Here is a 14,735-nt window from a genome sequence, read left to right on the forward strand (position 1 = left end):
CCCAATCATGGACATTTTTGCAACCCTCACACAAATGACCACCGGCGCGCTTGGCCCGTTTGGTCCCATTATTCTTGTTGGCGGTCTGGGGGTTATGATCATCCTAGGTGCCATCGTGCTGTTGTTGCGCGAAAAATCCGATCCAATGGCGAAATTGAAGTCCGCCGGGCGCGAAGGCACAAACACCCTTGATAGCACCGCCAAATCAGAAAAACTGCGCCGCGCCTCAGCCAATGAAAAGCTGGCGAAATACAAGGCGTTCCTAGAACCACAAAGCGCTGAGGAGCTGTCATCGATCCAGATGAAGCTAATTCGCGCGGGGTACCAATCGCGCGATGCTGTACGGGCTTTCTATCTTGCTCAATTTGCGTTGGGTATCATCGGGTTGGTGTTGGGCGTTAGTTACTTTCTGACCGCAATAGACCCTGAAACCGCCTCGACCCAGCAAACCTTGATGTATGTGCTTGGGCCGGGTGCTGTTGGATACTACCTGCCAAAATACTGGGTCACCCGTCGTGTGGAAGAGCGCAAAGAGGAAATCATCAAAGGCTTCCCAGACAGTCTTGATATGATGTTGGTCTGCGTTGAAGCAGGCCAGTCCTTGGACCAAGCCATTATCCGCGTTGCAAAAGAATTACATTCCTCGTTCCCCGCATTGGCCGACGAATATGAAATCGTGGCGCATGAAATGAAAGCCGGCAAAGACAAATCGTCTGTCCTAAGTGACATGGGCGAACGGTGCGGCGTGCAAGACGTTTCAAGCTTTGTCACCGTCATGAACCAATCGACCACATTTGGGACCCCGATTTCGGATGCCTTACGGGTCTATTCAGCAGAAATGCGCGACAAACGCGTGATGCGCGCTGAAGAAGCGGCAAACAAGTTGCCAACCAAGATGACACTTGCCACTATGATGTTAACGGTCCCGCCACTTCTGATTATTTTGGTTGGGCCGTCGGTCATGAATATCACGCAAATGGGTCAGGCGGTTCCGTAACACTGTGCCAATATCACAATTTAGGGCAATACGATTGCCCAGCATGATAATCTGTCTTGTCTTAGCCGCCTGTTCTTCAGGCGGCTTAGACCTTTCTGGCGACGATGCTTTTGCCCCTGCCCGCGACACCAGCGGCCAATCTGTAAGCGGTTTGACGGTTGGCCAACGCTTGATGGATGCTGGTGAATACGAGCTCGCGCTTAAGGCCTTTTCACGTGCGGCGGCCTATCAGGGCCTGACTGCCGATATTCTTGCGTCAATTGGAACCGCGAACCTTGGCCTTGGTCGCCTTGGCCAAGCTGAAAGAAACCTGCAAGACGCCATCGAGAAAGATGAATTTCGACCCGAATTCTGGAATAACCTGGGTGTCGTGCTGATGGAGCAGGGCAAGATTTCAGAGGCGGCGCAAACCTTTAAAAAGGCCTTTGCGCTCGACAATGGCGAAAGTGACTCAATCCGCGATAATTTGCGCTTGGCACTCGCAAAATTGAAAAATCCTGCCTATGATACCAGCCAACAGGATGAAAAATTCAAATTGGTGCGAAGAGGCAGCAACGACTATTTGCTTCAAACGACACCTTAGGCAAGAGCAGAAAAGGACGCATAAAATGCGCCAAACAATCCTTGTGAGCCTGGGGATCAGCATGGCCCTATTGGTGTCAGGTTGTGAAACAGCTGAAGATCGTGGTGTGGGTCGTGCCATCGATGCGGTGAACGCAGAAGATGAAGCCAACCTGTCAGACATCATGTTGACAGTTGCAGACCCAAACGAAGCGGTCATATATTTTACGCGGACGCTAAGCGAGAACCCTGGCAGGATCGACTTGCAACGCAGTTTGGCAATATCCTTGACCCGCGCAAAACGCTCTGAACAGGCCGTGTCGGCGTGGCGCAAAGTCACCAAAAATCCAAAGTCCACAAATGATGATCACGTCGATCTGGCTGACGCTCTGATCCGTGCTGGGAAATGGCAAGAAGCCGACGAAGCGCTTGATGCTATTCCGCCCACCCACGAAACCTTTAAGCGCTATCGTCTAGAGGCCATTGTCGCGGATTCCGCCAAACAGTGGAAGAAAGCCGACAGTTTCTATGAAATTGCAGTTGGCCTAACGACACGTCCTGCTGGGGTATTGAACAATTGGGGTTACTCCAAGCTGACGCGCGGAGATTTCACCGAAGCCGAACGTCTGTTTTTGGAAGCGATCAATAATGACCGCAGCTTGTTCACCGCAAAGAACAATCTTGTATTGTCACGTGGCGCGCAACGAAATTACAGCTTGCCCGTCATGCCGATGGAACAAACAGAGCGCGCGCAATTGCTGCACACGCTTGCTTTGTCAGCGATTAAGCAAGGCGATGTAGAAATCGGTAAGGGCCTGCTGCGCGAAGCAATTGACACGCATCCACAGCATTTTGAAGCTGCGGTGCGCAGCCTTAGGGCTTTGGAAAAAGCATAATGCATATCTCGGCATCTGCTGCGCTTTGGTTTTTGCCCTTTGTGCTGCCAATTTGTTTCTATGTTGCCTGGAGCGATATGCGGGCAATGCGCATTACCAATTATGCGGTCATGACGTTATTTGCGGTTTTTGTTGTAGTCGGGATCGTCGCATTGCCGTTTGACGCCTATCTTTGGCGGTTTCTGCATTTGGCTGTGGCGCTTGTGATCGGCATTGCATTGAATGCGGGCGGAGTTGTTGGTGCGGGTGACGCAAAATTTGTGGCGGCCGCAGCCCCATTTGTACCGATTGCTGACCTATCGCGGCTCTCTATCATATTTGCCGCAACTTTGTTGGCCGCTTGGGTCACCCATCGCGCAGCAAAACATAGCCCAATTCGAAAAATGGCCCCAGAGTGGGAGAGCTGGAATAAAGCGAAAGAATTCCCAATGGGACTGGCATTGGGTGGCGCGCTGTCGATCTATCTTGTTTTGGGCGCGCTGAACGGGGCCGCCTGACGGCAGTTCTTAGCAAATCCCTTGCGCTGCCCAATTGCTGCCACGATATCCTGCATCATGGGGCACAACTTATGAATAGTGTTGTGTCAAAGGGTCCACCATGAATATGCATGCACAAACCGTCGCCCCTACGGTAATCGCCCCCCCTGCCCCAAAACGGCTCGAGGACATGCGGCTGCCAATTGTGATGATGCGCGACATCTTGTTGAAAACAATGTTTCGCAAGAATGTCGACATGGTATCGGATGTGGCGCACGCAGTTTGCCTGCCTACCGCGGTTACCCAAGAGCTTATTGACATGGCCCGCGAGCAACGACTGCTTGAAGCCACTGGGACGCTGAACGCAAACAGCGGCAACGAAATGGGATATCAGCTTACGGATGCTGGAAAGGCACGCGCATTGGATGCGCTAGCCCAGTCCGAATACTTTGGCGCAATGCCGGTTCCGCTGCCGGTCTATTCAGAACAAATCAAGCGCCAGTCCATTCGTGACATCCAGATCAGTAGACAGCAATTGACCGATGCCATGGGACATTTGGTATTGCCAGACAGCCTGTTGGGCACGCTTGGTCCCGCAGTTTCTGCTGGGCGTTCGATCCTTATGTATGGCCCCCCGGGAAATGGAAAATCTTCTATATCAAACGGCATTCGCGATGCGATGGGCGATAAAGTGTATGTGCCACGCGCCATTGAATACGCAGGTCAGGTGATCACGGTCTATGACCCCATCGTGCACTCCAAGGCCGAAGCAGAAATTGATGACCCAAACAGCTTGCGCCGCAAACGCGGTTTTGACCGTCGTTATGTGCGCTGCGACCGACCCACGGTGATCACAGGTGGAGAATTGACGCTAGACATGCTGGACCTTGTCTATAACCCGACGGCGCGCACCTATCAGGCCCCTCTACAGCTCAAAGCCGCTGGCGGGATTTTTATTGTTGACGACCTTGGACGCCAACAAGAGCCACCGCAGGCCCTGATCAACCGCTGGATCGTGCCACTGGAAGAAAACCGCGATATTCTGGCGCTACAGTCAGGCGAAAAATTTGAAACGCCTTTTGATACACTGGTGGTGTTTTCAACAAACTTCCATCCCAACGAGATTTTTGACCAAGCGGCCTTGCGCCGGATCTTTTATAAAATCAAAATTGACGGCCCTGATCAAAAGAATTTTCTAAAGATCTTTTCCCTAGTCGCACGCAAAAAGGGCATGCCGCTTGATGAACCGGCATTGGTGCACCTGTTGAAACGCAAGTATCCAGAGATCGACAATGTCTATGCCAATTATCAGCCGGTTTTTCTGATCGATCAGATGATTGCTATTTGTGAATTCGAGGGAATCCCGCTTCAGATGACACCCGATTTGATAGACCGCGCTTGGGAAAATATGTTCGTGAAAGACGAGCTGATTGTAAAATAGCACCTATCTTGACGTGCTAGATCGAGGCCATTGCAAGTAATTGCCTTTTGCGGCATGACGGTCAAATGAGCCCACAGATCAAAGCCCTTTCCGTCCATCTATTAACAGCAACCGGTGCCGTTTTTGCGATGCTTGCAATGCTGGCTGCTGTTGATGAAAAATGGAGCTTGATGTTTCTGTGGTTGGTTGTGGCTTTTGCGGTTGATGGTATCGATGGGCCGCTTGCCCGCCACTATAATGTCAAGAAATACGCGCCTGAATTCAACGGTGTATTGCTTGATTTGATTATCGACTACTTGACCTATGTGTTTATTCCAGCATTTGCCTTGTTTAAATCAGGGCTCATGGATGGTTGGACAGGCTGGTTCGCTATCATTGTGATCACCTTTGCGAGCGCTTTGTATTTTTCTGATACACGCATGAAAACAAAAGATAATTCGTTTTCCGGCTTTCCCGGATGCTGGAATATGGTGATCCTGGTAATTTTTGCCATTGAGCCAAACTTTTGGGTGAGCCTGGCCTTGGTGACGGTTCTGGCCCTGGCTATGTTTCTACCTTTGCGCTTTATCCATCCTGTACGTACAGAGCGCTGGCGCAACGTTTCTCTGCCTATGGCATTGGCCTGGACTTTCTTTGCCGGCTGGGCTGCCTGGGTCGACTTTCACCCGGAAAGCTGGGCGCATTGGGGTTTGGTTGTGACGTCGATCTATTTGCTGTTGGTAGGGATAATTCAGCAAATTCTGCCAGTACGGCGCTAGATCAACAATCCCGCCGCGCCCTCGTGACGCAAAAGCGCCACCTTGGTTTCTACGCCACCCTTTCCTGAAAACCCCACAAGCTTGCCACCTGCCCCCATAACACGATGACATGGGATGATGATGGGAATGGGGTTCAAGCCACAGGCCCGGCCAATTGGCTGGGCAGCACATCCTAAAGTCTTGGCAAGATCACCATATGTAACGGTATCACCAAACGGAATTTTGCACATTTCAACACAGACCGATTGCTGAAATTGAGAACCTGCAACATGTAAAGGCAAATCAAACACCCGCAGCTCGCCAGCGAAATAGGCTGTAAGTTGCTTGATTGCTTCGTCCAATAAATTGGATTTTGCCAGCGGGCTGGCTTCCCACAACAAACGCACAATGGCCCCATCTTCTTGGCAAATAGTCAGCGCACCAAGGGGGCTATGAAAACAGGTGCTTATCATAATAAACCGCGCACTTTTCTTTCTCTGCCATGACCCATCTTATACGCGGGCCCAAACGCAAACGGGCCCGCGATGCGAGCCCGTCTAGAGAAACAGATTCCTAGGCCTTAGCCAAGCGCCTCATTGCAGCGCGAGCAGGTTGCCGCGTGCGTGTGATTTCCAACGTCTGGCAAGATCTTCCAGCACCGTTGGCACTTCTCGCCATCTGCCTTTTCGAAGACTACGCCAACGCCCTCTGCTTCTGGCAAACGGAATGCTTCTGCTGGGCTTGGGTCGTTGGTAAGCACGATATCAGAAGTGATGCAGATGTCATCAAACGCCACAGATCGCAGTGCCTCCAGAACATCCTCGTCGCGCACATGCACAACTGGTGCTGCCTCAAGCGAAGCCCCGATAACCTTATCTGTCCGTTGGATTTCCAGCGCAGCGGTCACAACGCGGCGCACTTCTCGCACCTTGGCCCATTTTGCGGCCAGGGGTTCATCAAGCCAATCAGCGGGTGTTTCAGGCATATCTGTCAGGTGGATCGACGATTTGTCACCTGGGTAGCGTTCCAACCAGACTTCTTCCATCGTGAACACCAAGATTGGTGCCAACCAAGTTGTCAGACGCTCAAACAAAATATCCATTACAGTGCGCGCCGCACGACGGCGCAACGTGTCGCCATCGCAATACAGTGCGTCTTTGCGGATATCAAAGTAAAACGCCGAAAGCTCAACGGTTGCAAAATTAAACACAGCGCTGAAAACACCTTGGAAATCAAAGGTTTTATAGCCAGTGCGCACACGGTGATCGAGCTCGGCCAAACGGTGCAGAACCCAACGCTCCAACTCTGGCATGTCAGAGGGATCTACGCGCTCTCCTTCGGAGAAATTACCCAATGCCCCTAGCATATAACGCATAGTATTGCGCAACCGCCGATAGCTATCAGCCACGCCTTTCAGGATTTCAGGCCCGATGCGCTGATCAGCTGTATAGTCGGTTTGTGCAACCCACAGGCGCAGAACATCGGCACCATATTGTTGCACCACTTTCTCTGGCACAATGGTATTGCCCAACGACTTGGACATTTTGTTGCCCTTTTCGTCCAGCGTAAAGCCGTGCGTTACAACATTACGATAAGGGGCTCGCCCGTTTGTCCCGCAGGATTGCAACAAGGAAGAATGGAACCATCCACGATGCTGGTCGGTGCCTTCCATGTAAACATCTGCAATGCCATCCTCGGTGCCGTCTTCGCGGTCACGTAGTACAAAGGCATGGGTTGAACCAGAATCAAACCACACATCAAGGACGTCAAAGATCTGATCGTAATCATCAGGGTTTGCGGCATCCCCAATAAAGCGTTCCTTGGCACCTTCGGCATACCAAGCATCCGCCCCGTCCACTTCAAACGCGGCAAAAATCCGTGCGTTGATGTCGGCATTGCGCAGCAAAAAGTCTGGATCCGTTGGCAAAGCGTCTTTTTTCACAAAACAAGTCAGCGGCACGCCCCAGGCGCGCTGTCGTGACAAAACCCAATCCGGGCGCGTTTCGATCATGGAATAAAGGCGATTGCGACCTTTTTGCGGAGTCCACTTCACCTGTTGATCGATAGAATTCAGCGCCCGCTCGCGAATGGTGGTGCCCATCTCGTCTTGGCCATCACCAACGGCTTTATCAACACTTGCAAACCACTGCGGCGTATTGCGGAAAATGATTGGCGCTTTTGACCGCCACGAATGCGGGTAGCTGTGCTTGACGCGGCTGCGCGCGATGATCCCGCCTCCCTCGACAAGCTTAGCGATCACAGCGTTGTTTGCTTTTCCTTCTTTGCCCTTGCGGTCAAAGACCTGCAATCCGGCAAAGAAAGGCACATGTGACAAGAATTCAGATTCCTCGCCCACGTTGTGCGTCATGCGGTCAATCCAGTTGCGGGCCACAAAGCATTCATAGTCATCCGCACCGTGTGATGGCGCTGTATGCACGAAACCAGTACCCGCATCGGCCGTAACATGGTCGCCATCAATCATTGGAACATCGTAATCCCAAAACCCATCAGCACCTTCCATCTCGGCAAATGGGTGGCGGCACAGTGCCCCATCCAATTCATCAGTGGCCACGTCGCGCACTTTGCTAAACGAGGTCACACGCGCCTTAGTCAACACGTCTTCGGCCAATGCGTCTGCCAATAGATAAAGGTCGCCTGGTGTGGTCCAGCTTTCCTCTTCAGTCTGATCAACCTGATAAAGCCCATAGGCAATCTTTGGGTTGAACGCGATCGCTTTGTTGCTTGGAATTGTCCAGGGCGTTGTGGTCCAGATGACAACGCGCGCATCGAGAAGATCGGTAGACACAGCCTCCTCGTCAGTCTCGCCCTGTCCGGCCAAAAACTGAATTTCAAACGGGACCCAGATCGTATGGCTTTGGTGATCATGGTATTCAATTTCGGCTTCGGCCAGCGCGGTCTTCTCGACCGGAGACCACATCACGGGCTTGGATCCCTGATACAGCGTTCCGTTCATCAGAAATTTCATGAATTCATCAGCAATGACCGCTTCGGCGCGATAGTTCATGGTCAAATAGGGATTTGCCCAATTGCCGGTGATGCCTAGCCGTTTGAACTCTTCCCGTTGAATGCCAACCCATTTGTCAGCAAACGCACGGCATTCCTGACGGAAGTCGACAATATCGATGTCGTCCTTGTTTTTGCCTTTCTGGCGATACTGCTCTTCGATTTTCCATTCGATTGGCAGGCCGTGGCAATCCCATCCAGGAATATACCGCGCGTCAAATCCCATCATTTGGTGGCTGCGCACAATCATATCTTTGATGGTTTTGTTTAACGCATGACCGATGTGCAAATGCCCGTTGGCATAAGGAGGACCGTCGTGCAGCGTGAAAGGTTCGCGTCCCTGCTTTTCGCGCAGGCGATCATAGATTCCAATTTTTTCCCACCGATCCAGCCAATTGGGTTCGCGTTTTGGCAACCCCGCGCGCATTGGAAAATCGGTTTTTGGCAGGTTCAAAGTCGTCTTATATTCAGGCGTATCGGCGCACATCACAGGCGTCCTTCGGTCAACAAGTATGAGGAATAAGTGAGAGGCGGCGCGGTTTTCCATGCGCCTTTTCCCGGCGACTCGTCTGAATCAGAGCGCCGGGCATGTAATTCGAATGATAATCGCCATTACACCAGTCATAGGCGCGTTATAGGCCGCGAGGTTCAGAGGGTAAAGCCGCAACTGACGATAAACTAAGCAACGCAGCGCGACCCCGTGTAATATTGCAAGTTTCGCCAATAGCTGCGAATGCAAGGGTCAAATCAAAGGTGTAATATGGAAAACCCACTGCAGCTATTTGACATAACGCCAGCGCAAATTGATCAGGTGGTGGCACGTTTTTACATGCGCATTCGGCAACACAGCGTGCTTGGCCCGGTATTTGCGGCTCATATTCAACACGAAGAATGGCCTGCCCACGAAGAAAAAATCGCGCGATTTTGGCGAAATGCCATTTTGAAAGAGCGCTGCTATGCAGGAAACCCTATGCGGGTTCACATGCAGACAAGTGACGTGCAGCCAGCGCATTTTGATGATTGGCTTGCGTTGTTTGACGAGGTGTTGCACGCCCAATTACCGCAAGACACTGCAAGATCCTTTTCCGCATTGGCCCATCGCATTGGGCGCGGGTTGCGCCTGGGTCTTGAACAGGTCCGTCAGCCCAAAGATGCGCCCCCGGTTCTGTCTTAATTACCAAATAACCCCGTCAACGACCGCTTGATCAGATTACTGACTGAAGGGCGCGTCTCTTTGGTAAAGGGCAACGGGCGGCATACTTCCATCGCTGCTATGCCAACACGCGCCGTTAACGCGCCGTTCACCATGCCCTCGCCAAATCGGCGACTGATCTTGCCAAGCACTGATCCGCCCGCCAACGAGCCCAGCAGATCATCCCCAACCGCAACAGCACCAGTTGTCACCAAATGCGCCATGACCGCGCGCGTCAGCCGCCAACTGCCCAAGGTGCCGGATCGACCGCTGTAAATCTCTGCAATGCGACGGATCATGCGCAGGTTGGATACAAGCGCCGCAACAACATCCGCCAAAGCCAAAGGAACCAAAGCCGTGACTGTCGCCACCTGGCGCGCGGCTTGTTCGACTTCGCGTTTGGCAGCTGCATCCAAATTGGCCATCAGCTCACGCTCTACGGTGCTTAGAACGGCAGAGGCATCAAAAGCATCAGGCAGCATTTCTGACAGGCGCTGCTGGCCCCAAGCAACATCTTCACGGGCTCGGTACAACCCGCTTAGATCTTGTGCAACTTTGCGGGCGGCATTCAAATCATTTTCAGACAAAGCATTTTCCGCAGCGCGATGCAGATGATCTACCCGGCGAAGTCTTGCAAAAGCGGTGAGTTCTTTTGCAACAATAAGAGCTGACACGGCCAAAAATGCGGCAAATAGCCCTGTCATCAGCCACCCGACTGTCGGATAGCTCAGCATCAATCCATTCACAAAATTCCAAGCGGTTATTGACACAACTGCCCCCAGCAGCGCAAGCAACAGCCCCCAAAACCATCGCGACAAACGTGACGGACTGCGGGCCGCAAATTGAACCGCGCCTTGCATGGCCTGCCCTTGCGGCGCGTTCACCTCTGGCACATCCGGAGCTGCATCAACCTGCGGTGCATCCGCTTTATCCATGTCAATTAATACTGGGCCAGAACCGGCGTCGTGTTTTGTCAAAGCAGCGCTCCTCTTGCCCATTGAAACCGCACATCGGGCAAGCCGCCGTCATTGTGCAACCCGTCAGTTCTTTCAGTCGCCTGAAATCCCTCGCGCATGTAAAATCGGTGGGCCGCGTGATTGCGCTGAAATGTCCAAAGGTCCAGCGACATCTCTTGCATCTGGGCATGCCGCAAGAGCCGGTGTCCTATCCCCTGCCCGCGCGCGCAACTCCTGACATAGAGCGCATGTACGTAGTTGTTTTCCTTGGCCAAAAAGCCCGCAAATTTGCCATTTAATGACGCAACTGTCATCCATCCGCGCGCAATCATGATCGCGCAAAACTTCAACGTTTCAGGCAGATCGTCATACTGGGCAATCCAGCCTGTGCTGGAATGAAACTCGTGCAAGATTTCCGCCGCTTTCTCAGCGTCAGGCGCTCTTCCAAGGCGTAATTCGATGCTCATAATCTGTCACCAATCAAAAACTGAACGGCACGATCAAGACGAATATGGGGCGGACCAAACCCCGGTTTCAGATCAAGCACAGAGGGCGCGAAGTTCATGATTTCATAGCTTTCGTCCAGCCATTTTTCGGCACCCTCTTTTGCAGGGACCAAGAGTTTAGAGGGGTCATCCGGTAATTCCCCGGGATAAAACGCTGCCTGTTTACCGCCATTCAGCAGAGTGCCCCGGACACAATCCAGGCTGCGCCCATTGTGATCCAACGTTTCCTCAACAGTGGTGCGCAACGCCGCAAGCGCTAGCGATTGTGTCTTGGCACCAGCAAATTCCGCACGGTCGTGCGCATCCCGGGTCAGCGCATCCATGATAGCCGTCAAACGCCCATGTTGGCGATGATGCAGGTGATCTGCCTTTGTCGCGGCAAATAGAATTCTTTCAACGCGTTTGCCGATGAGCAACCGGTTCAAAAACGCGTTTCTACCAGGGCGGAATGTCGCTAGGATATCCGTCATTGCCCCGCGCATGTCTTCGACCGCACGCGGCCCCTTGTGGATCGCCCCCAATGCATCAACCAAGACAACCTGACGATCTATTCGGGCAAAATGGTCTCGAAAGAACGGCTTGATGACACGTTGCTTGTAAGCTTCAAACCGACGCTCCATCTCGCGCCACAAAGACCGACGCATTGCGCCAGATTGTGCAGGAAGCGGTGCAAAGGTAAGTACTGGTGACCCTGCAAGATCTCCCGGCAACAAAAAACGGCCGGGTGTGCAATCGTAATACCCCGCGTCGCGCGCGCTGGTCAGATAATCGGTGAAAGACTTTGCAAGTGCTTGGGCAACAGGTTCTTCAAGCTTAAGCGCCGGATCTGTGTTCTGCACCGCGGCCAAATAGTCGGCCCCCAAAGGGCGATTTTGCAGCCGCTCGATAACCTCGGCGCTCCACTGGGTATAGGATTTGTCCAACAACCCCAGATCAAGCAACCATTCGCCAGGGTAGTCAACAATATCCAAGTGCACCGTGCGCGGCCGCTGCAGCCCCGCCAATAGTCCGGCTGGCTGCACCTTTAGCGATAGCCTTAGTTCTGAAACCGCGCGGGTGCTGTCAGGCCAATGCGGCGTTGGCCCCACGAGGGCTGCCAGATGGTTTTCATAGTCAAAGCGCGGCACGGTGACGTCAGGTTGGGGCTGAAGATAGGCCGCCATAATGCGCCCCTCACCGATGGCACTGACCTGAGACATACGCCCCCGATCCAAAAGGTTTGCCACCAAAGACGTGATAAAAACCGTTTTTCCTGCGCGCGCCAATCCGGTTACGCCAACACGAACCACCGGCTCAAACAACGCTTCAGAAAGTCCATCGCCAACCGCTTCGACGCGACGCGATACTTCGTTTGCCAGATCGGTAATGATCACTGCTGTCCCCTTGGTTCTGCATTGAAAATAGGGCCTGCAATTTGATTTTGCTATAGGCGCAGACGCAATGATCTTGGGAAATCCGCAATTCTTTTCCCCCAAACCGTTGCCATGGTCTGCTTGTCTGGTTATGGCGAGACATGGTCCGGATTGCACTAAAAGTTGAATATGATGGCGCGCCTTTTGCCGGTTGGCAGCGACAGGCCGATCAACCATCGGTCCAGGGGGCGATAGAAGCTGCTCTGGCTAAACTGGAACCGGGAGCCCATACCATCGCCGCTGCGGGCCGCACCGATGCCGGAGTGCATGGGCTGGCGCAAGTCGCCCATTGTGACCTGAAACGCGACTGGACCCCGTTTCGTTTGTCCGAAGCACTCAATTTTCATCTGAAGCCCGCGCCGGTTTCCATTGTGGATGCGGCGGTAGTTGATGATGACTGGCACGCCCGTTTTAGCGCTGTTGAACGTCGCTATCTGTTCCGGATTCTGATGCGGCGCGCGCCTGCGACCCATCAATCAGGTCTGGTATGGCAAGTCAAAAACCCGTTGGATGTGCAAGCGATGCAGCAAGCAGCGCAGCATCTTTTGGGTCTTCATGATTTTACAACCTTCCGGTCTTCGATCTGTCAAGCTGCGAGCCCCGTGAAAACTCTGGATGCTTTGGAAGTGAAAGCAAAGGAAACGCTTTGGGGAGACGAGGTGCATTTCCGCGTCCGAGCCCGGTCGTTTTTACACAATCAGGTGCGCAGTTTTGTTGGGACATTGGAAAGAGTTGGATCCGGTGCTTGGGCACCGGATGATGTAAAAACGGCGCTTGAAGCCGCCGACCGCGCCCGCTGTGGGCCAGTCTGCCCGCCACAGGGACTGTATCTTGCTGGCGTCAAATACCCGCAAGATCCATTTTCAAAATCAGTTACTTAGACCCTTTAACCGCTCTCGTCTTCAAGATGCAGCTTCATATCTAGCAGCACTTGCTGCAACGCCAGGGTTTCTTTCAGCAGGCGCTTGGCCTCGTTGATAGTGATGATGCCGTCTTCAATGGATTGGTTATATTCCCCCATCAGCATCGCAAACCTTTGGCTTAACGCGATAACATCCGCATTGACGCCGCCTTTGTCTTCTTGATTGCGACGGCGTTCGTCAAACGACAGGGTTATGCCACGCAATTCTGCAAGGGCTGAAGTGACATGAGGATAGCCCGCAGCCTCTTCGAGGGCGGCGACGGCATCAACGGGCATAAAGCGATCAGAATGCTCTTCATGATCAGAATAATAGCGCCCAAGAGTCGCTTTTGACTTACCGGTTAATGCACAGGCCGCTTCTATACCCACATCTTTAACCAATGCTTCTGTATGCTTCTTCAAATAACTGCCGGGGGCGGGCATGGGGCTCTCCTTTATGCACCCCTCTGGGGGGAAATCACTAAGTCTTTTCCCATTAAAGACTTTTCCTACATTTGTCATTTTTAAATTGTCCTGCGGAGATCAGGAAACGCGGTTCGACGTGAGTGTGATCGGATCAAGGGTGAGGGACAGGGTCAAAGGCTACAACCTCGGGTAGCTGATGGGCCAGTCTTTGAGGGAAGTAACAAGTTATCCAACGAACAGCCACCTATCCCCAGGGGCTTTGCCTAATTGGCTGTTCTTTTTATGAGTATCCAATTCAAATCCGGGCTGTCACTGTTGACAGCTCGGTCCTCGCTTTTCCCAGAATGCGTCTTGATTTTTTGCCTGTGCTCGTCTTATCAGCAGGACATGGCTAAGCTCTATTTTCAGTATTCGACCATGAACGCCGGCAAATCGACGGTTTTGCTGCAAGCGGCGCATAACTATCGCGAACGCGGCATGGATTCTTATCTTTTGACAGTGGATTTTGACGACCGCGGAGGCGAAGGAAAAATTGCCTCTCGCATAGGAATTTCTGAACCAGCAGAGACCTTTAGCGCAAAAACCGACCTGTTTCAAAAAATCGAAAACCGGCTTAAAAAGGGCCATGTGGCCTGTGTCTTTATCGACGAGGCACAATTCCTGAGCAAAGCGCAGGTTTGGCAATTGGCCCGCGCTGTTGACGACCTGAAAGTGCCCGTCATGTGCTATGGGTTGCGCGTCGATTTTCGCGGCGAATTGTTTCCCGGTTCCGCAGCACTTTTGGCGCTGGCCGACGAAATGCGCGAGGTGCGCACAATCTGTCATTGTGGAAAGAAGGCCACCATGGTTGTGCGCCAGGACGCCGAAGGCAAGGTTTTACTAGATGGGGCGCAAGTGCAGATCGGCGGCAACGAAACCTATGTTTCCCTGTGCCGCAAGCACTGGCGCGACGCGATGGATATGTAGCCAGCCGGTTTGGGTTTTTGCAGTCCTCAACCCGGAGATGATCGGCGATGATCGCGTTGCTCCCGCTATTTTTTTGAAAACTGCAACACCACGACCGCAGGGTTAAGTCATTGATCTTTGCGCAAATCTGGCTTTTGGGCTGCAAAATCCCGGCAAAACGGCCCCTAGATGGTGGGGCGTTGCGTTATTTGATCACAAAGTACGCCGCATTCATCTTTGTTAACTTGTACAAATTGTACGTTTG

The 14,735-nt window shown here is 52.6% G+C and carries 15 protein-coding genes; 9 read left to right on the forward strand and 6 right to left on the reverse strand.

The genetic code is table 11. The annotated features are described in order from the left end of the window. Positions 1-7 precede the first annotated feature (7 nt). The 6 genes from ABXG94_RS08035 to ABXG94_RS08060 all read left to right on the forward strand — a co-directional run bounded on the left by ABXG94_RS08035 (position 8) and on the right by ABXG94_RS08060 (position 5,129). Positions 8-997 carry a type II secretion system F family protein gene (locus tag ABXG94_RS08035; protein ID WP_353533384.1) on the forward strand — a complete coding sequence of 330 codons (990 nt, stop codon included), beginning with the start codon at positions 8-10 and terminating at the stop codon, positions 995-997. Positions 998-1,040: 43 nt separating this feature from the next. Next, positions 1,041-1,580 carry a tetratricopeptide repeat protein gene (locus tag ABXG94_RS08040; protein ID WP_353534025.1) on the forward strand — a complete coding sequence of 180 codons (540 nt, stop codon included), beginning with the start codon at positions 1,041-1,043 and terminating at the stop codon, positions 1,578-1,580. A gap of 25 nt (positions 1,581-1,605) precedes the next feature. Further along, positions 1,606-2,454 (forward strand): tetratricopeptide repeat protein, encoded by an 849-nt coding sequence (locus ABXG94_RS08045; protein WP_353533385.1) that lies wholly within the window; start codon positions 1,606-1,608, stop codon positions 2,452-2,454. Continuing rightward, positions 2,454-2,951 carry a prepilin peptidase gene (locus ABXG94_RS08050; RefSeq protein ID WP_353533386.1) on the forward strand — a complete coding sequence of 166 codons (498 nt, stop codon included), beginning with the start codon at positions 2,454-2,456 and terminating at the stop codon, positions 2,949-2,951. The genes ABXG94_RS08045 and ABXG94_RS08050 overlap by 1 nt, the downstream gene beginning before the upstream one ends. 106 nt (positions 2,952-3,057) lie before the next feature. Next, on the forward strand, positions 3,058-4,371 hold the full coding sequence (locus tag ABXG94_RS08055; RefSeq protein ID WP_353534027.1) for a DUF8689 domain-containing protein: 1,314 nt from the start codon (positions 3,058-3,060) through the stop codon (positions 4,369-4,371). Between the two features lie 65 nt (positions 4,372-4,436). After that, the gene (locus tag ABXG94_RS08060; RefSeq protein WP_353533387.1) at positions 4,437-5,129 is read left to right on the forward strand and encodes a CDP-alcohol phosphatidyltransferase family protein; all 693 of its coding nucleotides are present in this window, start codon (positions 4,437-4,439) and stop codon (positions 5,127-5,129) included. Here ABXG94_RS08060 and ABXG94_RS08065 read toward each other — a convergent pair. Together ABXG94_RS08065 and ileS are read right to left on the reverse strand one after the other, a co-directional pair. Then, a complete protein-coding gene (locus tag ABXG94_RS08065; RefSeq protein ID WP_353533388.1) occupies positions 5,126-5,581 on the reverse strand; it encodes a methylated-DNA--[protein]-cysteine S-methyltransferase in 456 nt (151 codons plus the stop codon). The two genes, ABXG94_RS08060 and ABXG94_RS08065, sit on opposite strands and share 4 nt — an antisense overlap. A 107-nt stretch (positions 5,582-5,688) precedes the next feature. Then, a complete protein-coding gene (gene ileS, locus ABXG94_RS08070) occupies positions 5,689-8,619 on the reverse strand; it encodes an isoleucine--tRNA ligase (protein WP_353533390.1) in 2,931 nt (976 codons plus the stop codon). A gap of 273 nt (positions 8,620-8,892) precedes the next feature. Between ileS and ABXG94_RS08075 the strand changes: the two genes are divergently transcribed. Beyond that, the gene (locus ABXG94_RS08075) at positions 8,893-9,306 is read left to right on the forward strand and encodes a group III truncated hemoglobin (protein ID WP_353533392.1); all 414 of its coding nucleotides are present in this window, start codon (positions 8,893-8,895) and stop codon (positions 9,304-9,306) included. On the opposite strand, the gene ABXG94_RS08080 is transcribed toward ABXG94_RS08075, so the two are convergent. From ABXG94_RS08080 to ABXG94_RS08090, 3 genes are read right to left on the reverse strand one after another with little or no spacing between them, the layout of a single operon-like run. Then, positions 9,303-10,322, reverse strand: coding sequence for a YcjF family protein (locus ABXG94_RS08080; protein WP_502901686.1), 1,020 nt, complete (start codon positions 10,320-10,322; stop codon positions 9,303-9,305). The genes ABXG94_RS08075 and ABXG94_RS08080 overlap by 4 nt on opposite strands. Then, a complete protein-coding gene (locus tag ABXG94_RS08085; RefSeq protein WP_353533394.1) occupies positions 10,298-10,747 on the reverse strand; it encodes a GNAT family N-acetyltransferase in 450 nt (149 codons plus the stop codon). Before ABXG94_RS08085 ends, ABXG94_RS08080 begins: the two co-directional genes overlap by 25 nt. Beyond that, positions 10,744-12,159: a YcjX family GTP-binding protein gene (locus ABXG94_RS08090; protein ID WP_353533395.1), complete on the reverse strand. Its 1,416-nt coding sequence runs from the start codon at positions 12,157-12,159 to the stop codon at positions 10,744-10,746. The genes ABXG94_RS08085 and ABXG94_RS08090 overlap by 4 nt, the downstream gene beginning before the upstream one ends. A gap of 140 nt (positions 12,160-12,299) precedes the next feature. On the opposite strand from ABXG94_RS08090, the gene truA reads away from it, so the two are divergent. After that, complete coding sequence (gene truA, locus ABXG94_RS08095) at positions 12,300-13,079, forward strand: tRNA pseudouridine(38-40) synthase TruA (RefSeq protein WP_353533396.1); 780 nt, start codon at positions 12,300-12,302, stop codon at positions 13,077-13,079. A 5-nt stretch (positions 13,080-13,084) separates the two neighbouring features. Here the strand turns inward: truA and ABXG94_RS08100 are convergent, their stop codons facing one another. Further along, a complete protein-coding gene (locus ABXG94_RS08100; protein WP_353533398.1) occupies positions 13,085-13,543 on the reverse strand; it encodes a hypothetical protein in 459 nt (152 codons plus the stop codon). 369 nt (positions 13,544-13,912) lie between these two features. Between ABXG94_RS08100 and ABXG94_RS08105 the strand changes: the two genes are divergently transcribed. Beyond that, on the forward strand, positions 13,913-14,491 hold the full coding sequence (locus ABXG94_RS08105) for a thymidine kinase (RefSeq protein WP_353533399.1): 579 nt from the start codon (positions 13,913-13,915) through the stop codon (positions 14,489-14,491). Positions 14,492-14,735 lie beyond the last annotated feature (244 nt).

It is taken from the genome of Cognatishimia sp. WU-CL00825 (assembly GCF_040364665.1).
Lineage (GTDB): Bacteria > Pseudomonadota > Alphaproteobacteria > Rhodobacterales > Rhodobacteraceae > Cognatishimia.